Below are 17552 nucleotides of genomic sequence, written 5' to 3' on the forward strand. Positions count from 1 at the left end.
ATGAAAAAGATAATCATAACATTCCTTTTAAGTGCCAGTCTATTGGTATCGTGCACTGATCTTGAGGTGGCACCTAACTCTTTTGTAACCGAAGACAATTACTTTATCACTCAAGATGATGCAGTAGCGAGTGTAACTGCAGTATATGCCTCTTTGAGCCTTGATCCAGGTGAGCAAAGTTTATTTGGTCGAAACCTTTACTTCTTAACCGATATGGGTTCTGACTACGCAGCTGCAGGAGTTTCTGCTACAAACCCGCAAGTTAGAGCCATGAGCAGTTTAACACACGATGCTACAAATGATCGTGTTCAGGTAGCATGGAGACAAATTTACAACGGAATCAACAGAGCAAATGTTTCTATTGATAATATTCCGAAAGTTTCAGGTTCAGAAGTTATCAAAACCAGATTGATCAATGAAGCTAAATTCATCCGAGCATTGCTTTATTTTCAAGCAGTTCGTCTTTGGGGCGGAGTCCCGATTGTTTTGCATGAAGCTAAATCTATCAATTTGGGAGATTTAAAAACGAATCGTTCTACAGTTGAGGAAGTGTATACCCAAATCATCAAAGATCTAACAGATGCCGAAGCGCTTCCAAAAACGTATACGGCAGCAGATGCTGGACGTGCCACATCAGGAGCAGCAAAAGCCATTTTGGCAAAAGTGTATCTGACTAGAAAAGATTGGCCAAACGCGATTGCAAAAGCTAGAGAAGTAATTGACGGAGGTTACGGATATGCTTTGTTTGAAGATTTTCAAGATATTTTCACTAAAACAAAAAAGAACGGAAAAGAGCATATTTTCTCTGTTCAGTTTGAACCAAATCAAGCAGGAAACGGATCAAGCGGAAGTACTTTTCAAGCCACTTCTTTTACTGGATTTACAGCAACAGAACCAGCAGATATCATTTCAGACGTTGCTTTGTTTTATGACATCTATGCACCTGGAGACAAAAGAAGAGATGTAAGTTATGCCAAACAATTGCTTAATCCAGCGACAGGTACGCTATACACTTTTCCAAAACCTATTTTCAAAAAATACTTGGATTTGTCTAATCTGGCGACACCTTCAAACGTAGCGATCAACTTTCCAGTTATTCGTTATGCGGACATCCTTCTGTCTTTAGCGGAAGCGATAAATGAACAAGGAGGTCCAACTGCAGAAGCATACGAATTGATTAATCAAGTGCGAAGAAGAGCTTTTGGAAAAGCCATCACAACTCCAGATGTGACTGTTGATTTAGTGGGATTAAACCAGACGTCTTTTAGAGCTGCAATTCAGGAAGAGCGCAAAAAAGAATTTGTTCAGGAAGGGCAACGCTGGTACGATTTGGTAAGATGGGGAACATTGGTTACTGAAGTAAAAAAGGTTACAGCTAAAAACTCAGTTTCAGAAAGAAATAATCTGTATCCGATTCCGCAAAGCGAAAGAAATATCAATCCTGATGGATTGCCACAAAACCCTGGATATTAAAAAATTTAAACGCATGGAAACATAGATTTTAAATTATTAATAAAAAAGTAAAAGAGAAACTCGTTTCTCCACACATAGTTACTATGTGAATTGAAATAAGTGAAACGCCTTTTATCAGAAAACAAATCTATGTTTCTATGTGTTTAAAAATAGGAACCATTATTTAAAAACCATATAACTAAAAAAACTATAAAAAATGAAAAATTTAAAAAATAGCATCTCAATCAAAGGCTCTAAGAAGGGGCTTTTGATTACTGCTGTCCTGATTGCACAATTGGGAATAGCACAAGACAAACAAGAATTTAAGGGTACAATCGGAAAAACTCTGGCTGATTCTAAAGAATACTGGCCAGATCCTATAACGGCACCAAAAGGCGCTCCGAACATTGTTTGGATTCTTTTAGATGACGTTGGATTTGGAGCTTCAAGCGCTTTTGGAGGCTTAATCAATACGCCTACTTTTGATAATCTGGCAAATAATGGTTTACGTTATACAAACTTCCATACAACAGCAATTTGTGCTCCTACCCGTGCCGCTTTATTGACTGGAAGAAATTCAGGAAGAGTTCACGTAAGCGGATTTTCTCATACTATTTTATCGGCTGGTTTCCCAGGTTGGGACGGAAGAATTCCTTCTGATAAAGGAACAATTGCAGAGATTTTACGCGACAATGGCTACAACACGTTTGCAGTTGGAAAATATGGTGTTACACCAGATGAAGACGCAACAGATGCGGGTCCGTTTGACAGATGGCCAACGGGAAAAGGTTTCGATCATTTTTACGGATTCTTAGGCTCTCAAACCGACCAATACAATCCTGATTTGGTTGAAGACCAAGTTCACATTAAACCTGACGGACGTCATTTGAATGAATTAATTACAGATAAAGCCATCAGCTACATTCAGAAACAGCAAAAAGCGGCGCCAGGAAAACCATTTTTCTTGTATTATGCTCCAGGGGCGGTTCATGCACCGCATCAAGTAGCTGAAAAATGGGTTGAGCCATACAAAGGCAAATTTGATGAAGGCTGGGATGTTTATCGCGAAAAAGTATTGGCAAACCAAAAGAAATTGGGTGTAATTCCTCAAAATGCCGTTCTGCCAGAACGTAACGCTTTAATTACAGAATGGAAAAAATTATCACCAGACCAAAAGAAAGTATACGCAAGATTCATGGAAGTTTACGCTGGATTCTTAACGTATACGGATTATGAAATTGGAAGAGTTGTAGATTATTTAAAACAAAGCGGACAGCTTGATAATACTTTAATCTTTGTTGCCATTGGAGATAACGGTGCAAGTAAAGAAGGGACTCTACAAGGAACAATCAACCAAAGTTTATTTGCTCAAGGAAAAACCGACGAAGAAAACTTCCAAAGCAATTTGAACAACATTGGCGAAATCGGAACAGCTAAAGGTTTAAATACCAATTACCCTTTGGGATGGGCTCAGGCAACAAATGCTCCTTTCAAAAACTGGAAACAAGATGCACAGTCTGAAGGAGGAACTCGCAACCCGCTGATTGTTTTTTATCCAAACGGAATTAAAGACAAAGGCGGTATAAGAAATCAATACAGCCACGTAACAGATATTTTGCCAACGACTTTGGATATTGTTGGAATTAAAGCCCCAGAATACATTAGAAATATTAAACAAGATATTATTCAAGGTTCAACTTTCAAAGCTTCTTTAGACAATCCAAAAGCTGAATCATTACATAAAGTGCAGTATTACTACATCTTTGGAAACAGAGCCATTTACAAAGACGGATGGAAAGCTTCTGCTGCGCATTTGCCAGATTCTTTCGCAGTAAAAAAATCTTTAGGAAGCAACGAAAAACCTGCTCCAAGCAACTTCGATACTGATGTTTGGGAATTATACAATCTAAACGAAGATTTTAACGAACGTAACAATCTGGCGAAAAAGTATCCTGAAAAACTGGCTGAGCTTCAAAAATTATTTGACGAACAGGCAAAAGAAAATAATCTATATCCTTTAATCGATTGGCAGGATGTTTATAACAGAAGAATTCACAATACTGGTGCTGATAAAGGAAAAACAATTTCTGACTTAATCAAACAAGCAACTAAACCAGGAGGAACCAATAATTAATTGCATAACCTGCAAGGTTTCAAAAACCTTGCAGAACATAAAAAGAATAATTATGAAACGAGTAGATTATGAAATCATAGGAAAAAAGATTGTCGTTGGGATAATCTTGTTTTTAGTTCCACTGGCTATCCTAGCTGGCGGATTAGCAGTAGTAAATCAATTTTTAAAATAAGAAATCATGGCAATAGTTCAAAAAGAAAAATTAACGAGAGACTTAACTATAAGTTTTTTCATTTATTCATTGCCTGTAGTGGCAATTTACCTGTATTTTAAACTAACTGGTGGAGCTGTAAGCGAATCCCATTTAACATTGCCTCCATTTTTAGAATTTGCACAACCCATTTTTGCTAATATTCGAACTTGGGGATTAACCGTATTTATGATCGTTTTAGGAATTATCGAATTTGCTGCAGGTTTATACGATGACGAATGGACTGGTGAAGAACGCAAAATTGACATTGTTTGTTTCTTAGCTCCAAAATTGATTTTGCCTCCTATCATTGCTTTTTTCAGTTTAACAGCTTTACCTTATTTATTGCCAAATCTGGCTAATTCATTATCATGGGTTCCGTTTTGGGGAGGTTTTTTCTTAATAGCAATTGCTGACGATTTAACGCAGTATTGGTACCATAGATTGCATCACCAAGTTCCATTTTTATGGCGTTTTCACAGAACGCACCATTCAGCTCCGTACATGGGGATGGCAATGGCTTCTAGGCAAAACTTTATTTATACGGTTTTCTTTTCTCAAATTTATTTGACAGCCACTTTAACGTATTTAGGTTTAGGCCTTCCTGCTTTATTTGTTTTAGTAATCAAAAGTTTCATCACTTTGGGAGCGCACTCAAGCATTCCGTGGGATAAACCTTTTTATAAATACAGAATATTGCATCCAATTGCATGGGTTTTAGAAAGATTGATCTCTACTCCTGCTACGCATCACGCACATCACGCAGATACAAGCGGAGACGGTGTTGGGCATTTCAAGGGAAACTTCGGAAACATGTTCTTCATTTGGGATGTTATTTTCGGAACAGGATTAATTACTCGCCAATATCCAAAATCATTCGGAACAAAATCATACAAACAAGAAGAATGGTATGCACAGTTTCTTTGGCCGATTTTTAAATCTAAAAAAGAAGGAAGTTCTCTTGCCGAAGGTGTATTATCGCTTCCGCTAAAACCAAAGCCAGTTACAGCCGAAGAAACTCCTGCACCGGTATTAGAACAAGTATAAATGCTTCTTGATATGAAAAATCAAATGTTAAAATCCAGTATAACAGCAATTGCCTTTTTATGGGCAGTTGCTGCTTTTTCGCAAAATGAAATTCACAGTTCATTATCGCTAGATTCATTTTATTCGAAAATAAAAAGCCAAAAAAATCCACAGATTGTTGATGCCAGAACTCCAGAAGAATTTGCATTGAATCATATTGAAGGTGCTGTAAACTTTAATCTTCAATCTGAAAACTATGCGCAATCTGTTGCTAAACTAGACAAGTCAAAACCTGTTTTTATATATTCCATCGGAGCTGGCAGAAGTGTCGCTTTAGAAAAAGAATTATTAAAAAATGGTTTCTCAGAAGCCTATAGTTTAGAAGGCGGAATTGCGAATTGGATTGGAAACGGAAAACCTTTTTATTCTAATCTAAAAAGTAAATTGTCTTTGGCGGAATTCAATAAGATTATTACTGATAACAAAACTGTTCTTGTAGATATCGGTTCAAAATACTGTGCTCCTTGCAAAAAAGTAAAACCAGTTTTAGAAAACATTAGATCAGAATATGGTTCGAATTTAAAAATCGTAGAAATTGAATTGGAAGACAGTCCGCAAGTTATTGCCGATTTAAAAACCGTAAAAGTTTTCCCGACTTTGATTTTATATCAAAACGGCAAAATTGTTTTTAAGAAAGAAGGAATAAATGACTTGAAGAACGAAGTTGATGTTGCGTTGGCTTCGAAATAAGCACAATCTTTTACACAGTTTCAACGCACAATATGTCATCCTGAGGAACGAAGGATCACACTAGTAATTCCGTAATCAGAGTCGACAATCTTTGTAGAGCTACGTGTGTGATCCTTCGTTCCTCAGGATTACAAAATACTGTCAAAAGCAATGCGAACTAACCAAAAACCAAAATATGGCAACCTATAAAAAAATAACCAAAATCGTAATCCCCATTTTAATAGTGTTTCTTCTTCTGGCAGCATTTTTATTTTGGCCGATTAATACTGAAGCCACTTTAGTCAAAGAAGATCAAAAATTGGCAGAAGGGAAAAAAGAATTTTTAGCCTCAAAACCTAAAGATTCCATTATTGGAAAAAAGACCAATATCATTATTCTGCTTGCCGATGATTTGGGCAAATATGATATTTCGCTCTACGGCGGAAAATCGACTCCTACCCCACAAATCGATTCTTTGGCAGCTTCTGGAGTTACTTTTACAGATGGTTATGCATCTGCTGCAATCTGTTCGCCTTCGCGTGCCGGATTAATTACAGGAAGATATCAAGAACGTTTTGGACATGAATATCAGCCCGGAGATCGTTATCCGAAAAACAATTTAGAATATTATGGTTTTAAATATTTAATCAATACAGACGGCTGGAGATTGAATGATAAAATTAATTATCCGAACGAGGCTTCCATTAAAACGCAGGGACTGCCAAAATCTGAAATCACCTTTGCCGATTTAGCCAAAAGACAAGGTTACAGCACTGGGATTATCGGAAAATGGCATTTGGGACACAATAAAGGATTTTTTCCTTTGGACCGCGGTTTCGATTATCATTACGGATTTTATCAAGCATTTTCGCTTTATGTCCCAGAAGATGACAATCCTGACATTATCAATCATCACCATAAAGATTTTACAGATAAAACGATTTGGGGAAATGGACGCGTCGGAACTGGACAAATTCGCAGAGACAGCACTATTATTGATGAAAAAGCGTATTTAACCGAAAAATTTGCTGAAGAAGCGGAAGCTTTTATTGATAAAAACAAAAACAAACCATTCCTACTTTACATTCCATTTAATGCGCCTCACACGCCATTTCAAGTTCGTAAAAAATATTACGATCGTTTTCCGAATGTAAAAGATGAAAACAAACGCGTTTATTTTGCCATGATCAGTGCTTTAGATGATGCGATTGGCAGAATTCGTGAAAAAGTCAAGAAAGAAGGCTTGGAAGATAATACTTTAATCATTTTTGCCAGCGATAATGGTGGTGCCGATTATACTTTTGCCACAACAAATGCACCTCTGAAAGGCGGTAAATTCTCCCATTTTGAAGGCGGAATCAATGTTCCTTTTGCACTTTCGTGGAAAGGAAAAATCAAACCAAACACTGTTTATAAAAATCCTGTAAGCACTTTGGATATTTTTACAACCATTGCATCTGCAATTGGTTCTGATTTACCAAAAGACAGAATTTATGATGGTGTAGATTTGATTCAAACCGTAAACGAAAATAAAGTCGCCCACAAAGATTTATACTGGCGTTCGGGCGATGCAAAAGCGATTAGAAGTGGTGATTGGAAACTAGTCATTAGCGGAAAAACACACGAAAAATGGTTGTACAATCTTGCCTCAGATAAATCTGAAACAACAGACCTCTCACAAAAAAATACAGAAAAAGTAAAAGAATTGCAAACTGCGCTGCAAACTTGGGAAAAAGGTTTAATTAAACCGTTGTGGCCTAATTTAACTTATTATGAGTTTGACTTTGGCAAACAAAAATACTTTGTCGATTTGTAACCTATCTACAAACATTACGTACTAAATAATTCCAATATCCTAACAGGTTTTAAAAACCTGTTAGGATAACAAATTAATTAAGAATACAATGTCAACCTCAACAAAATTTACTATTCACGAAGACTGGACAGTCGTAATTCTCGGTTTTCTCATTATCGGAATCTCTCTTTTTATTTTTCTTCCCGAAGTTCCCGTTTTTAAATGGACGAACGGAACAGACTTAATATTCGATGTTTTCGAAATCAAAAACATTAAAATAATTGGTTTTCAGTTTTTTTATTTTATTGTCATTGGAATAATCGGCACTTTTTTAGTTGGAAAATCGATTAAAAATTTCATTTTTGGATTTCCCGTAGTTTATGTTTTAACGATTCTAGCTTTAATTATTGCAGGAAATGCTGAAGTAAAAGCGCTTAATCTAGAAGCCGTAATTTTCAGTTTAGCTATCGGATTGATTATCGGTAATTTTTTCAAACTCCCACAATGGTTTCGTTCTGCTTTGTCTACTGAACTTTTTGTCAAAATCGGATTGGTTTTATTGGGAACAAGCGTCATTTTTTCGGATATTCTTAAAGCAGGTTCATTAGGTTTAATTCAAGCTTTGGTCGTGGTTTTATCCGTTTGGTATTTTGCATTCTGGCTTTGCAGAAAACTAAAAGTCGATGACGAATTGGCTATGATGATTTCGAGTGCGGTTTCAATTTGCGGTGTTTCGGCGGCAATTGCCACTTCTGGTGCGATAAAAGGCGATTCTAAAAAATTGTCTTACGTGATTTCTATGGTTTTGGTAACTGCGATTCCTATGATGATTTTTATGCCTATAATTGCCAGTCATTTTAATTTTCCCGAAGAAGTAACAGGAGCTTGGCTTGGCGGAAGTATTGATACTTCTGGCGCTGTAGTGGCATCTGGAACTTTGGTTGGCGAAACGGCTTTAAAAATAAGTACAATCGTAAAATTTTCTCAAAATGTTTTATTAGGATTAGCTGCTTTTGCGATTTCTGTTTATTGGACTTACACGCACAATCAGTCTTCAGAAGTTCAAGAATCTAAGCCAACGCTCCGCGTTATTTGGGAACGCTTTCCAAAGTTTGTCATTGGCTTTATTGTGGCTTCCATTGTTTTCTCTTTTTTTGTTGCGCCAGAAACTCGTGATGAATTAAAGGAAAGTTTAAAAAATCTGCAAGGGTTTTGGTTTGCTTTAGCTTTTACTAGCATTGGTTTAGAAACCAATTTTAAAGATCTATTACAGCATAATAGCAGAAAACCTTTGATCGCATTTTTAACCGCACAATTCTTTAATATCTTTATTACATTGATTATAGCTTTTTTGCTTTTTAAACCTTAAAAACAAAACACACATTCCTGCGGAATATATAACCGCAATTTGATTTCAATTCTAACGACCGAATGTTTTTAGAAATGTATTTCTCTTTTGAACTTTTCAAAAAGTAAAAAAAACAAACCAAAAATATACTACTGGTAAATTATAAATATGATGAATAAACGAATAAATATTTTACTTTCTGTCCTATTGACGGGAATAATAGGCTCTAAAAAAACCGAAGCACAGACTTCATCTGCCAAGCCCAATGTAATTTTGATTCTGGTGGATGATATGGGATATTCTGATTTAGGAAATTATGGGTCTGAAATTAAAACTCCAAATTTAGATCGTTTGGCCAAAGAGGGAACACGTCTTCGCGAGTTTTACAACAACTCGATTTGCGCACCAACGAGAGCTTCTTTGCTAACTGGACAATATCAGCATAAAGCTGGAGTTGGTTATTTTGATGTGAATCTTGGTCTGCCAGCTTATCAAGGTTACTTAAATAAAGAATCTTTAACTTTAGGAGAAGTTTTCCGTTCGGGAGGTTATAGTACTTTAATGTCTGGAAAATGGCATGTTGGCTCTGAAGATCAGTCACAGTGGCCAAACCAAAGAGGTTTTGATAAATTTTACGGAATCTTGAAAGGGGCTTCTAATTATTTTGACACGAAACCACTTCCTTTCGGTACAACACCTTATCCTGTAAAGATGATCCGAAACAACGAAGAACTACACCCAAAAGACGATTCTTACTATTTTACAGATGAAATCGGGAATAATGCAGTTACTTTTTTAGAAGAGCAAAACAAAGAAAACAAACCATTCTTTTTATACTTGGCATTTACTGCTCCTCACTGGCCATTACAGGCAAAACCAGTTGATATTGCCAAGTACAGAGGCAAATTTGATGAAGGTTGGGATATTTTGAGAGAAAAAAGAATCCAAAAATTAAGAGAAAGCGGTATTATACTTCCAAACCAGACTATTTCTCCAAGAGATCCAGAGGTTCCAGAATGGGATAAACTGACTTATGATGAAAAACAATTCTGGAAAGCCAAAATGGAAGTTTATGCTGCAATGGTTGACAATATGGACCAGAACGTGGGTAAAGTTTTAGACAAATTGAAAGCGCTTAAAAAAGACAAAAACACTTTAATTATTTTCATTGCAGATAATGGTGCTCAAGGCGGATTTAATACTTATAATCCATTAAGAAGAGGTTTAGTCCGCAACGACGGGCCTGTAGGCTCTTCTGGTTCTTTTGATTATCAGGAACAAAATTGGGCATATCTTTCTAATACTCCATTGCAGGATTACAAAAATAATATGCATGAAGGCGGATTTAGCTCTCCTTTTATTGCTTGGTATCCATCAAAAATTAAAGCGGGAAGAATCGATAAAGGAACTGGCCATATTATTGATCTTGCCCCTACTTTTTATGAATTGGCAGGAATTGAATATCCTAAAACTTTAAATGGCGTAAATTCTAATCCGCTTCCTGGAAAAAGCTTACTTCCGGTTTTATTTGATAATGCTTCTGAAGTAAATCGTGGAGCTCCTTTATTCTGGGAAAGAGCTGGAAACAGAGCGGTAAGAGAAGGAAAATGGAAATTGGTCTCAATTTATCCGTCTTATCAATGGGAACTTTACGATCTTGAAGCAGACCGTGGAGAAATGAATAATGTCGCTGCACAAAATCCAGGAATTGTAAACGATCTTTCGGCCAAATATTTTGACTGGGCCGACAAAACAGGAGTTGTAGAATACAGCAAATTCAAGCAAAAAGGAGAATTAATTCCTGGTGCCCCTCAAAAGAAATAATTACTTTTTTTGATATTTTTAGTAATTATAACAAAAAGCGATTGCTATAAAACAGTCGCTTTTTAAAACAAAAAAATGGTCTCTACAAAAAAGCAGCAAGTATACTTGCTGCTTTTTCTATTTTTAATCTCAAAGGAGGATTATTTAAACTCATTCAAGGATTTCTCGATAATGTCAAGACATTCTTTAATTTGCTCTTCAGTCATTACCAAAGGCGGAGCCAGTCTGATTTTATTTCCGTGAGTTGGTTTAGCCAATAATCCATTATCTCTAAACTTCAAGCAGATTTCCCAAGCTAAATCAGATTCTTCGTCTGTGTTGATTACAATTGCGTTTAAAAGACCTTTTCCGCGAACTAGTGTAATCAAATCGTTTTTATCTGCAATTTTATTTAATCCCTCTCTTAAAATCACCCCTAGACGTTCTGCATTTTCAGCCAGTTTTTCGTCTTTTATCACTTCTAGCGCCGCAACCGCAACTGCAGCGGCAACTGGATTTCCACCAAAAGTAGATCCGTGCTGCCCAGGTTTAATCACATTCATGATTTCGTCATTACATAAAACAGCCGAAACTGGATAAACTCCGCCAGAAATTGCTTTTCCAAGAATTAAAACATCCGGCTGTACATTTTCGTGATGAACTGCCAATAATTTTCCTGTACGGGCGATTCCTGTCTGCACCTCATCGGCAATAAAAAGTACGTTGTGTTTTTCACAAAGTGCTTTCGCTTTCGCTAAATAACCTTCAGAAGGAACATAAACTCCTGCTTCGCCCTGAATTGGTTCAACCAAGAATCCAGCGATATTTTTAGATGAATTTAAAGCATTTTCAAGCGCTTCAAGATTATCATATTCTATTTTAATGAAACCATCTGTAAAAGGTCCGAAGTTTTTGCGCGCCGTTTCATCATTTGAAAATGAAATGATAGTTGTCGTTCTTCCGTGAAAGTTGTTCTCACACACAATAATCTGCGCTTGATTTTCTGGAATTCCCTTTACTTCATAAGCCCATTTTCTAGAAATTTTCAAAGCTGTTTCAACCGCTTCGGCACCTGTATTCATTGGAAGAACTTTATCGAAACCAAAATATTTCGTTACATATTCTTCATAATTTCCTAATTTATCATTGTAAAAAGCACGAGAAGTCAAAGTCAGTTTTTGAGCTTGTTCTACCATTGCATTTACAATTTTAGGATGGCAATGACCTTGATTAACTGCAGAATAAGCAGATAAAAAATCATAATATTTCTTTCCGTCAACATCCCATACATATACGCCTTCTCCTCGTTCTAAAACGACAGGAAGCGGATGGTAATTATGAGCTCCATATTTGTTTTCTTTTTCAATCAAAACCTCCGATTTTGATGAAAGTGTTTTTTCTGTACTTATCATAATATGCTTTTTATTTCCACAAAAATATTAAAATTAAACAAATAACAATCCAAAAAACGATATTTTGACTCAAATATAACAAAATAAAAGTCAAAACTTAAATTTAATCACTACGAAAAAGACATATTTATTTTTTCGAGAAATATGATTCGATGGCTGTTTATTAAAAAAAAGAATTACTTTTATGAATCGCAAAAGACTCAATTTTAAAACGATTTTTACTGAATGGAATTATTAGACGAATTTGATATTAGTATCCTTAAAGAATTAGAAAAAGACGGAAGAATGGCTTATTCTGCCATTGCCACTAATCTTAAAATATCAAATACAATGGTGCATCAGCGTATTAACAGAATGATTGAACAAGGCGTGATTGGCGGTATTAAGCCCATTATTCAGGAAAAGAAAATAGGTTACGACTGGGCTTCTTTTACTGGACTCACACTAAACAAAGATTCTGATTCTGAACGGATTATTGAAGCGCTTAAAGAAATTCCTGAGATTACCGAATGTTATTATGTAACCGGCTCTTTTACGCTTTACATAAAAATCATCGCCAAAAATCATGAACACATGCGCCGTATTCTTTATGAAAAAATCGATGGAATTCCAGGTATCGACAAAACCGATTCTATTGTAGAATTAGGCTGCGCTTTTAAACGAAACATATCATTATAAAAAGGAAAAATATTCTTTTATAATATTGGTTACAAACCTCACAAGAATTTACTTGTGAGGTTTTTTTGTAACATAATATTTCTGATATTTGTTAAAAATTGAAGAAATCATGAAAAACTCCATAATCTATTTATTCAGTGCAATCTTATTTTCTAACCTTATGAATGCGCAGTTAAAACCAGTGAAATATTCAGAAGGAAGCCAACAATTGAATGGCTTATTTATAAAATCTGCTAAAAAAAGCACTAACAATCCAGGCATCTTACTTTTGCCAGCTTGGTTAGGAATTGATAATGCTTCTAAAGGAATTGCTGAAGAATTATCTAAATTAGGCTATCACGTTTTTATCGCAGATATATACGGTGAAGGAAATTATCCTAAAAACACGGGAGAAGCCGGAAAACAAGCAGGATTTTATAAAACAAATTACGAAGCGTATCAAAAACGTATTGATGCTGCTTTGAAGGAATTGGTTAAGTCTGGCGCAAATGCCGATAATATTGTCGCTATTGGTTATTGTTTTGGCGGCACTGGAGTTCTTGAAGCTGCCCGCGGACATCTGAATGTAAAAGGAATTGCTTCGTTTCATGGAGGTTTAGGAAAAGATGCCAACAGAAAAACAGAACCAATTTCTGCAAAAGTTCTCATTTGCCATGGTGCAGACGATCCGTTTGTCCCTAAAGAAGAAATTGCATCATTCCAACAAGAAATGCGCGATGCTAAAGCAGATTGGGAAATGATTTATTATGCAAATGCTGTCCACTCTTTCACAAATCCTGAAGCAGGAAATGACAATTCTAAAGGCGCAGCTTACAATGCTGTTGCTGCAAAAAGATCTTTTGACCATTTACAGCTTTTCTTAAACGAAGTCCTGAAAAAATAATTTCAAAAAACCTAAAGACTACCAAAACAAATCAACATAAACCAATGTCACATAATAAAATTAGAGAAGACAAAACTTGTCTCAACTGCCGACATGTTGTAGAGCTAAAATTCTGCCCCAACTGCGGACAGGAAAATAGCGATAGCCGAAAAACTTTTCATCATTTGTTTATCCATTTCTTTGAAGATTTGACGCATTATGAAAATGCTTTTTGGAAAACCATTCGCAACTTGCTTTTTAAACCTTCAACATTAACCAAAGAATACCTTTCGGGAAAACGCCTATCTTACTTGGCTCCTGTCAGACTCTATATTTTCATCAGTTTTATTACATTTTTATTGATTGCAATGTTTCCGAGCAAAGTAAAAGGCGATATTGATAAAAGTGAAAAAGCTCTCAGCAAAGAACTGGCTAAAAACACACAAGGACTTTCAAAAAAAGACGAAGACAAGTATTTCCATTTAAAATCAATGAAAGAGATTGACTCTATTCAGAAATATGGAAAAGAAAGCAGTAAGTTGAATGCTACCAGTTATTGGCTTTATGAAAAAGCAGTCCATGTTACTGAAAACAATACCAAAAGAGAAATTATTGAAAAGTTTGTAGAATCCTTTTTTCATAATCTGCCAAAAATCTTATTTATCATTATGCCATTTTTCGCTTTTTTTCTGTGGCTTTTTCACAACAAAAAAAGGTGGTATTATTTTGATCATGGAATTTTCACACTCCATTATTTTTCTTTTCTTTTATTGATTTTTCTTATTATGTTTATTATTGATCGATTGATTGGTCTGTTAGGAGAAAATAATCCTTTGACTTTTATATCCTCAATTACAACATTTATTGGCACAATCTGGATGTTCTATTATTTTTATCCTGCACATCATCGTTTTTATGGTGAATCTAGAATAGTGTCATTTGTTAAAAGCGTAATGCTGTTTATAATAAACTCGCTTTTTATCCTATTTTTACTGACCTTTTACGTTCTTTACACATTTATTAATTTACACTAACTATTTAGAATGAAAAAATTACTCATTTTATTTTTAATTGTTACTGCGTACTCTTGTAAAACAACGCAGTCAACAGCATCTAAAGACAATTCGGATCCTTCAAAATATATTAAGGCTATCAGCGAAAAAGATCTTAAAACAATGCTTTACACTATTGCTTCTGATGAAATGGAAGGTCGCGAAACTGGTTCTAAGGGACAGAAAAAAGCAGGTCTTTACATGATTGAGCAATACAAAAAAAGTGGAATCTCTTTTCCAAAAGGGGCTTCAGATTACTATCAGCCTGTTCCTGCAGCATTTATGAATGCAAGACGTAATCAAAACCTTCCTGATTCTGAAAATATCTGGGCTTATATTGAAGGAACAGAAAAACCAGATGAAGTTTTGGTAATTTCTGCACATTACGATCACGTGGGCATTAAAAACGGTGAAGTGTACAACGGAGCTGATGATGATGGTTCTGGAACTGTAGCTGTTATGGAAATGGCGAAAGCTTTTGCGAAAGCGAAAAAACAAGGCCACGGACCCAAACGTTCAATTTTGTTTCTTCACGTTACTGGCGAAGAGCACGGTTTGCATGGATCTCGTTACTATTCTGAAAATCCGTTATTCCCAATTGCAAATACAATTGCTGACATTAATATCGACATGATCGGCCGTCGTGATGTTGAACATTCAAATACAAACAATTATGTTTATGTAATCGGCGCTGATAGATTATCATCTGATTTACATAATGCAGTTGTGGCTCAAAACGAAAAATACATCAAAATGGACTTGGATTTTAAATTTAATGATCCGAAAGATCCAAACCATTTCTACGAGCGTTCTGACCACTATAATTTTGCTAAACACGGCATTCCATCTGTTTTCTTCTTCAACGGAGTTCATGAAGATTATCACGGAAAAGGTGACGAGCCTCAAAAAATTGAATACGATGCTTTGACTAAAAGAACTAAACTGGCTTTTGTTGTAGCATGGGAATTAGCAAATAGAGAGAATAGACCGGTAGTTGATAAGAAATAGTTACAAAGGTTCAAAGTAACAAAGTGACAAAGGTTCTAATTGTACCAATAAAAAAGGATGAGTTAAAACTCATCCTTTTTTATTTTATATATACCTAAAGAAAAAACTTTGTCACTTTGTTACTTTGAACCTTTGCCCCTTCTTCTAGTCATTCATAGAAATCAAAAACTCCTCATTATTCTTCGTTTTCTTGAAACGATCATTTACAAAATCCATAGATTCTACTGGGTTCATATCTGACAGATATTTACGCATAATCCACATTCTTTGTAATGTTTTCTCGTCTAAAAGTAAGTCATCGCGACGTGTACTTGAAGAAGTAAGATCGATTGCAGGGAAAATACGTTTATTGGCTATCTTACGGTCTAATTGAAGTTCCATGTTTCCAGTTCCTTTAAACTCTTCGAAGATAACCTCATCCATTTTAGAACCAGTTTCTGTTAATGCAGTTGCGATGATACTTAAAGATCCGCCGTTTTCTACATTTCTGGCCGCTCCAAAGAAACGTTTTGGTTTTTGTAATGCATTGGCATCAACACCTCCACTTAATACTTTTCCGGATGCAGGCTGAACGGTGTTGTAAGCTCTTGCTAAACGTGTAATAGAATCTAATAGAATCACAACATCGTGACCGCATTCTACTAAACGTTTCGCTTTTTCTAATACAATGTTAGCGATTTTTACGTGTTCTTGCGGTTCTCTATCGAAAGTTGAAGCAATAACTTCACCACGCACACTTCTTTGCATATCGGTAACCTCCTCTGGACGCTCGTCGATAAGAAGAACAATCAAATAAACTTCTGGGTGGTTGGCTGCAATAGCGTTTGCAATATCTTTAAGAAGCATTGTTTTACCCGTTTTAGGCTGAGCAACGATCATACCACGCTGACCTTTACCTATTGGTGAAAACAAGTCTATAATTCTTGTTGAAATAGAACTGCCTTTTTCGGCAAGTTTGAATTTTTCTGAAGGGAAAACCGGTGTCAAGTGTTCAAAAGAAACTCTATCGCGAACTACTTGCGGATCGTGACCATTGATTTTTAATACACGAACCAAAGGAAAAAATTTCTCACCTTCTTTTGGAGGGCGAACCACTCCTTTTACTGTATCTCCTGTTTTTAAACCAAATAATCTGATTTGTGAAGTTGACAAATAAATATCGTCTGGAGAAGCTAAATAATTATAATCTGATGAACGTAAAAATCCATAACCGTCTGGCATCATTTCTAGAACGCCTTCACTTTCAATAATTCCGTCAAATTCAAAATCAGAATCTCTGAAATTATTGTTATTCTTTTTATTCTTATGATTAGGATTTTGGTTATTGTGGTTTCCGTTTCCATTGCCATTCCCGTTTTGATTTTGGTTCTGATTCGGGTTTTGATTTTGGTTCTGGTTCTGATTTTTATTCTGATTCGGATTAACCTTTTTTGCAGGGGTTTGTGTAGTTTTTTCAGCTGTTTCTGCTGTTGGCTCAGAAATTGGTTCTGATGGAGTTAAATCTGTAACTTCTTCAGATGCTACTTCTTTTACTACCTCTTTCTCTTTTTTAAGTGCTACTTTTTTCTCGTATGCCTGTTTATTGAATTTTACTGCTTTAGGTTCTTTTTTTCCTGCCGCAGGCTTATTTTCCTGTACTGCTTCTATCGTCGTTTCTGCAATTGGCTCTACTTTTTCTGCAGTTTCTTTATTTTGAACAGTTTCCTCTACTTTATCAAATTCTAAAACAGGTGCATTTTTGGTATTTGCTGCTTTTGCTTTGGCTGGTGCAATTCTAGCGCGTTTTGGTTTCTCTTCTTTAGTTTCTGCTGCTTCAGTTTTTGGAGTTTCTGTCGGCGCAAGAGATGCCTCTTGGTGTGCTAAAATCTGACTTATTAAAGTCTCTTTTTTGACACCAGTAATCTTTATTGTTTTAGCTAACTTAGCTATTTCTTGAAGCTCAGAAAGCTTCATTTCTTTTAATGCAGAAATATCAAACATGAATGTTCTATGAATTTAATTATTTTAAGGAATACTGTAAAAAGAATAGGTAGATAATTAATTTGAATTGACCGCAGTATGAA

At 35.6% G+C, this 17552-nt stretch carries 13 protein-coding genes; 11 read left to right on the forward strand and 2 right to left on the reverse strand.

The genetic code is table 11. The features are described from left to right. The 7 genes from BLP44_RS11670 to BLP44_RS11700 all read left to right on the forward strand — a co-directional run bounded on the left by BLP44_RS11670 (position 1) and on the right by BLP44_RS11700 (position 10498). A complete protein-coding gene (locus BLP44_RS11670) occupies positions 1 to 1473 on the forward strand; it encodes a RagB/SusD family nutrient uptake outer membrane protein (protein WP_091133131.1) in 1473 nt (490 codons plus the stop codon). Between the two features lie 196 nt (positions 1474 to 1669). Further along, on the forward strand, positions 1670 to 3586 hold the full coding sequence (locus BLP44_RS11675) for an arylsulfatase (RefSeq protein WP_091133133.1): 1917 nt from the start codon (positions 1670 to 1672) through the stop codon (positions 3584 to 3586). Positions 3587 to 3764: 178 nt separating this feature from the next. Further along, complete coding sequence (locus tag BLP44_RS11680; RefSeq protein WP_008468700.1) at positions 3765 to 4823, forward strand: sterol desaturase family protein; 1059 nt, start codon at positions 3765 to 3767, stop codon at positions 4821 to 4823. 12 nt (positions 4824 to 4835) lie between these two features. Continuing rightward, positions 4836 to 5552, forward strand: coding sequence for a thioredoxin domain-containing protein (locus BLP44_RS11685; RefSeq protein ID WP_170830231.1), 717 nt, complete (start codon positions 4836 to 4838; stop codon positions 5550 to 5552). A gap of 175 nt (positions 5553 to 5727) precedes the next feature. Beyond that, on the forward strand, positions 5728 to 7347 hold the full coding sequence (locus BLP44_RS11690; protein ID WP_091133137.1) for a sulfatase-like hydrolase/transferase: 1620 nt from the start codon (positions 5728 to 5730) through the stop codon (positions 7345 to 7347). Between the two features lie 88 nt (positions 7348 to 7435). Then, positions 7436 to 8695, forward strand: coding sequence for a YeiH family protein (locus BLP44_RS11695; RefSeq protein ID WP_091133139.1), 1260 nt, complete (start codon positions 7436 to 7438; stop codon positions 8693 to 8695). 147 nt (positions 8696 to 8842) lie between these two features. Next, a complete protein-coding gene (locus tag BLP44_RS11700; RefSeq protein WP_244511752.1) occupies positions 8843 to 10498 on the forward strand; it encodes an arylsulfatase in 1656 nt (551 codons plus the stop codon). Between the two features lie 140 nt (positions 10499 to 10638). On the opposite strand, the gene rocD is transcribed toward BLP44_RS11700, so the two are convergent. Further along, positions 10639 to 11889, reverse strand: a complete 1251-nt coding sequence (gene rocD / locus BLP44_RS11705; RefSeq protein WP_091133141.1) for an ornithine--oxo-acid transaminase — start codon at positions 11887 to 11889, stop codon at positions 10639 to 10641. 225 nt (positions 11890 to 12114) lie between these two features. Here rocD and BLP44_RS11710 point away from each other — a divergent pair, with 225 nt between their 5' ends. The 4 genes from BLP44_RS11710 (at position 12115) to BLP44_RS11725 (ending at position 15489) form a co-directional block, all read left to right on the forward strand. Further along, positions 12115 to 12567 (forward strand): Lrp/AsnC family transcriptional regulator, encoded by a 453-nt coding sequence (locus BLP44_RS11710; RefSeq protein ID WP_008468693.1) that lies wholly within the window; start codon positions 12115 to 12117, stop codon positions 12565 to 12567. 109 nt (positions 12568 to 12676) lie between these two features. Then, a complete protein-coding gene (locus tag BLP44_RS11715; protein WP_066035177.1) occupies positions 12677 to 13450 on the forward strand; it encodes a dienelactone hydrolase family protein in 774 nt (257 codons plus the stop codon). A 44-nt stretch (positions 13451 to 13494) separates the two neighbouring features. Then, positions 13495 to 14463 carry a DUF3667 domain-containing protein gene (locus BLP44_RS11720; RefSeq protein ID WP_008468691.1) on the forward strand — a complete coding sequence of 323 codons (969 nt, stop codon included), beginning with the start codon at positions 13495 to 13497 and terminating at the stop codon, positions 14461 to 14463. A gap of 9 nt (positions 14464 to 14472) precedes the next feature. Beyond that, entirely contained in the window at positions 14473 to 15489 is a 1017-nt protein-coding gene (locus BLP44_RS11725) for a M28 family peptidase (RefSeq protein ID WP_008468690.1), read from the forward strand. A gap of 144 nt (positions 15490 to 15633) precedes the next feature. Here the strand turns inward: BLP44_RS11725 and rho are convergent, their stop codons facing one another. Further along, positions 15634 to 17469 (reverse strand): transcription termination factor Rho, encoded by a 1836-nt coding sequence (rho, locus tag BLP44_RS11730; protein WP_091133143.1) that lies wholly within the window; start codon positions 17467 to 17469, stop codon positions 15634 to 15636. Positions 17470 to 17552 lie beyond the last annotated feature (83 nt).

This window comes from Flavobacterium anhuiense (assembly GCF_900101855.1).
Lineage (GTDB): Bacteria > Bacteroidota > Bacteroidia > Flavobacteriales > Flavobacteriaceae > Flavobacterium > Flavobacterium anhuiense.

Bases quoted from the DNA above. Each gene is read 5' to 3' on its own strand.
- BLP44_RS11670 (WP_091133131.1), top strand. From the start codon at position 1: ATGAAAAAGATAATCATAACATTCCTTTTAAGTGCCAGTCTATTGGTA.
- BLP44_RS11675 (WP_091133133.1), top strand. From the start codon at position 1,670: ATGAAAAATTTAAAAAATAGCATCTCAATCAAAGGCTCTAAGAAGGGG.
- BLP44_RS11680 (WP_008468700.1), top strand. From the start codon at position 3,765: ATGGCAATAGTTCAAAAAGAAAAATTAACGAGAGACTTAACTATAAGT.
- BLP44_RS11685 (WP_170830231.1), top strand. From the start codon at position 4,836: ATGAAAAATCAAATGTTAAAATCCAGTATAACAGCAATTGCCTTTTTA.
- BLP44_RS11690 (WP_091133137.1), top strand. From the start codon at position 5,728: ATGGCAACCTATAAAAAAATAACCAAAATCGTAATCCCCATTTTAATA.
- BLP44_RS11695 (WP_091133139.1), top strand. From the start codon at position 7,436: ATGTCAACCTCAACAAAATTTACTATTCACGAAGACTGGACAGTCGTA.
- BLP44_RS11700 (WP_244511752.1), top strand. From the start codon at position 8,843: ATGATGAATAAACGAATAAATATTTTACTTTCTGTCCTATTGACGGGA.
- rocD (WP_091133141.1), bottom strand. From the start codon at position 11,889: ATGATAAGTACAGAAAAAACACTTTCATCAAAATCGGAGGTTTTGATT.
- BLP44_RS11710 (WP_008468693.1), top strand. From the start codon at position 12,115: ATGGAATTATTAGACGAATTTGATATTAGTATCCTTAAAGAATTAGAA.
- BLP44_RS11715 (WP_066035177.1), top strand. From the start codon at position 12,677: ATGAAAAACTCCATAATCTATTTATTCAGTGCAATCTTATTTTCTAAC.
- BLP44_RS11720 (WP_008468691.1), top strand. From the start codon at position 13,495: ATGTCACATAATAAAATTAGAGAAGACAAAACTTGTCTCAACTGCCGA.
- BLP44_RS11725 (WP_008468690.1), top strand. From the start codon at position 14,473: ATGAAAAAATTACTCATTTTATTTTTAATTGTTACTGCGTACTCTTGT.
- rho (WP_091133143.1), bottom strand. From the start codon at position 17,469: ATGTTTGATATTTCTGCATTAAAAGAAATGAAGCTTTCTGAGCTTCAA.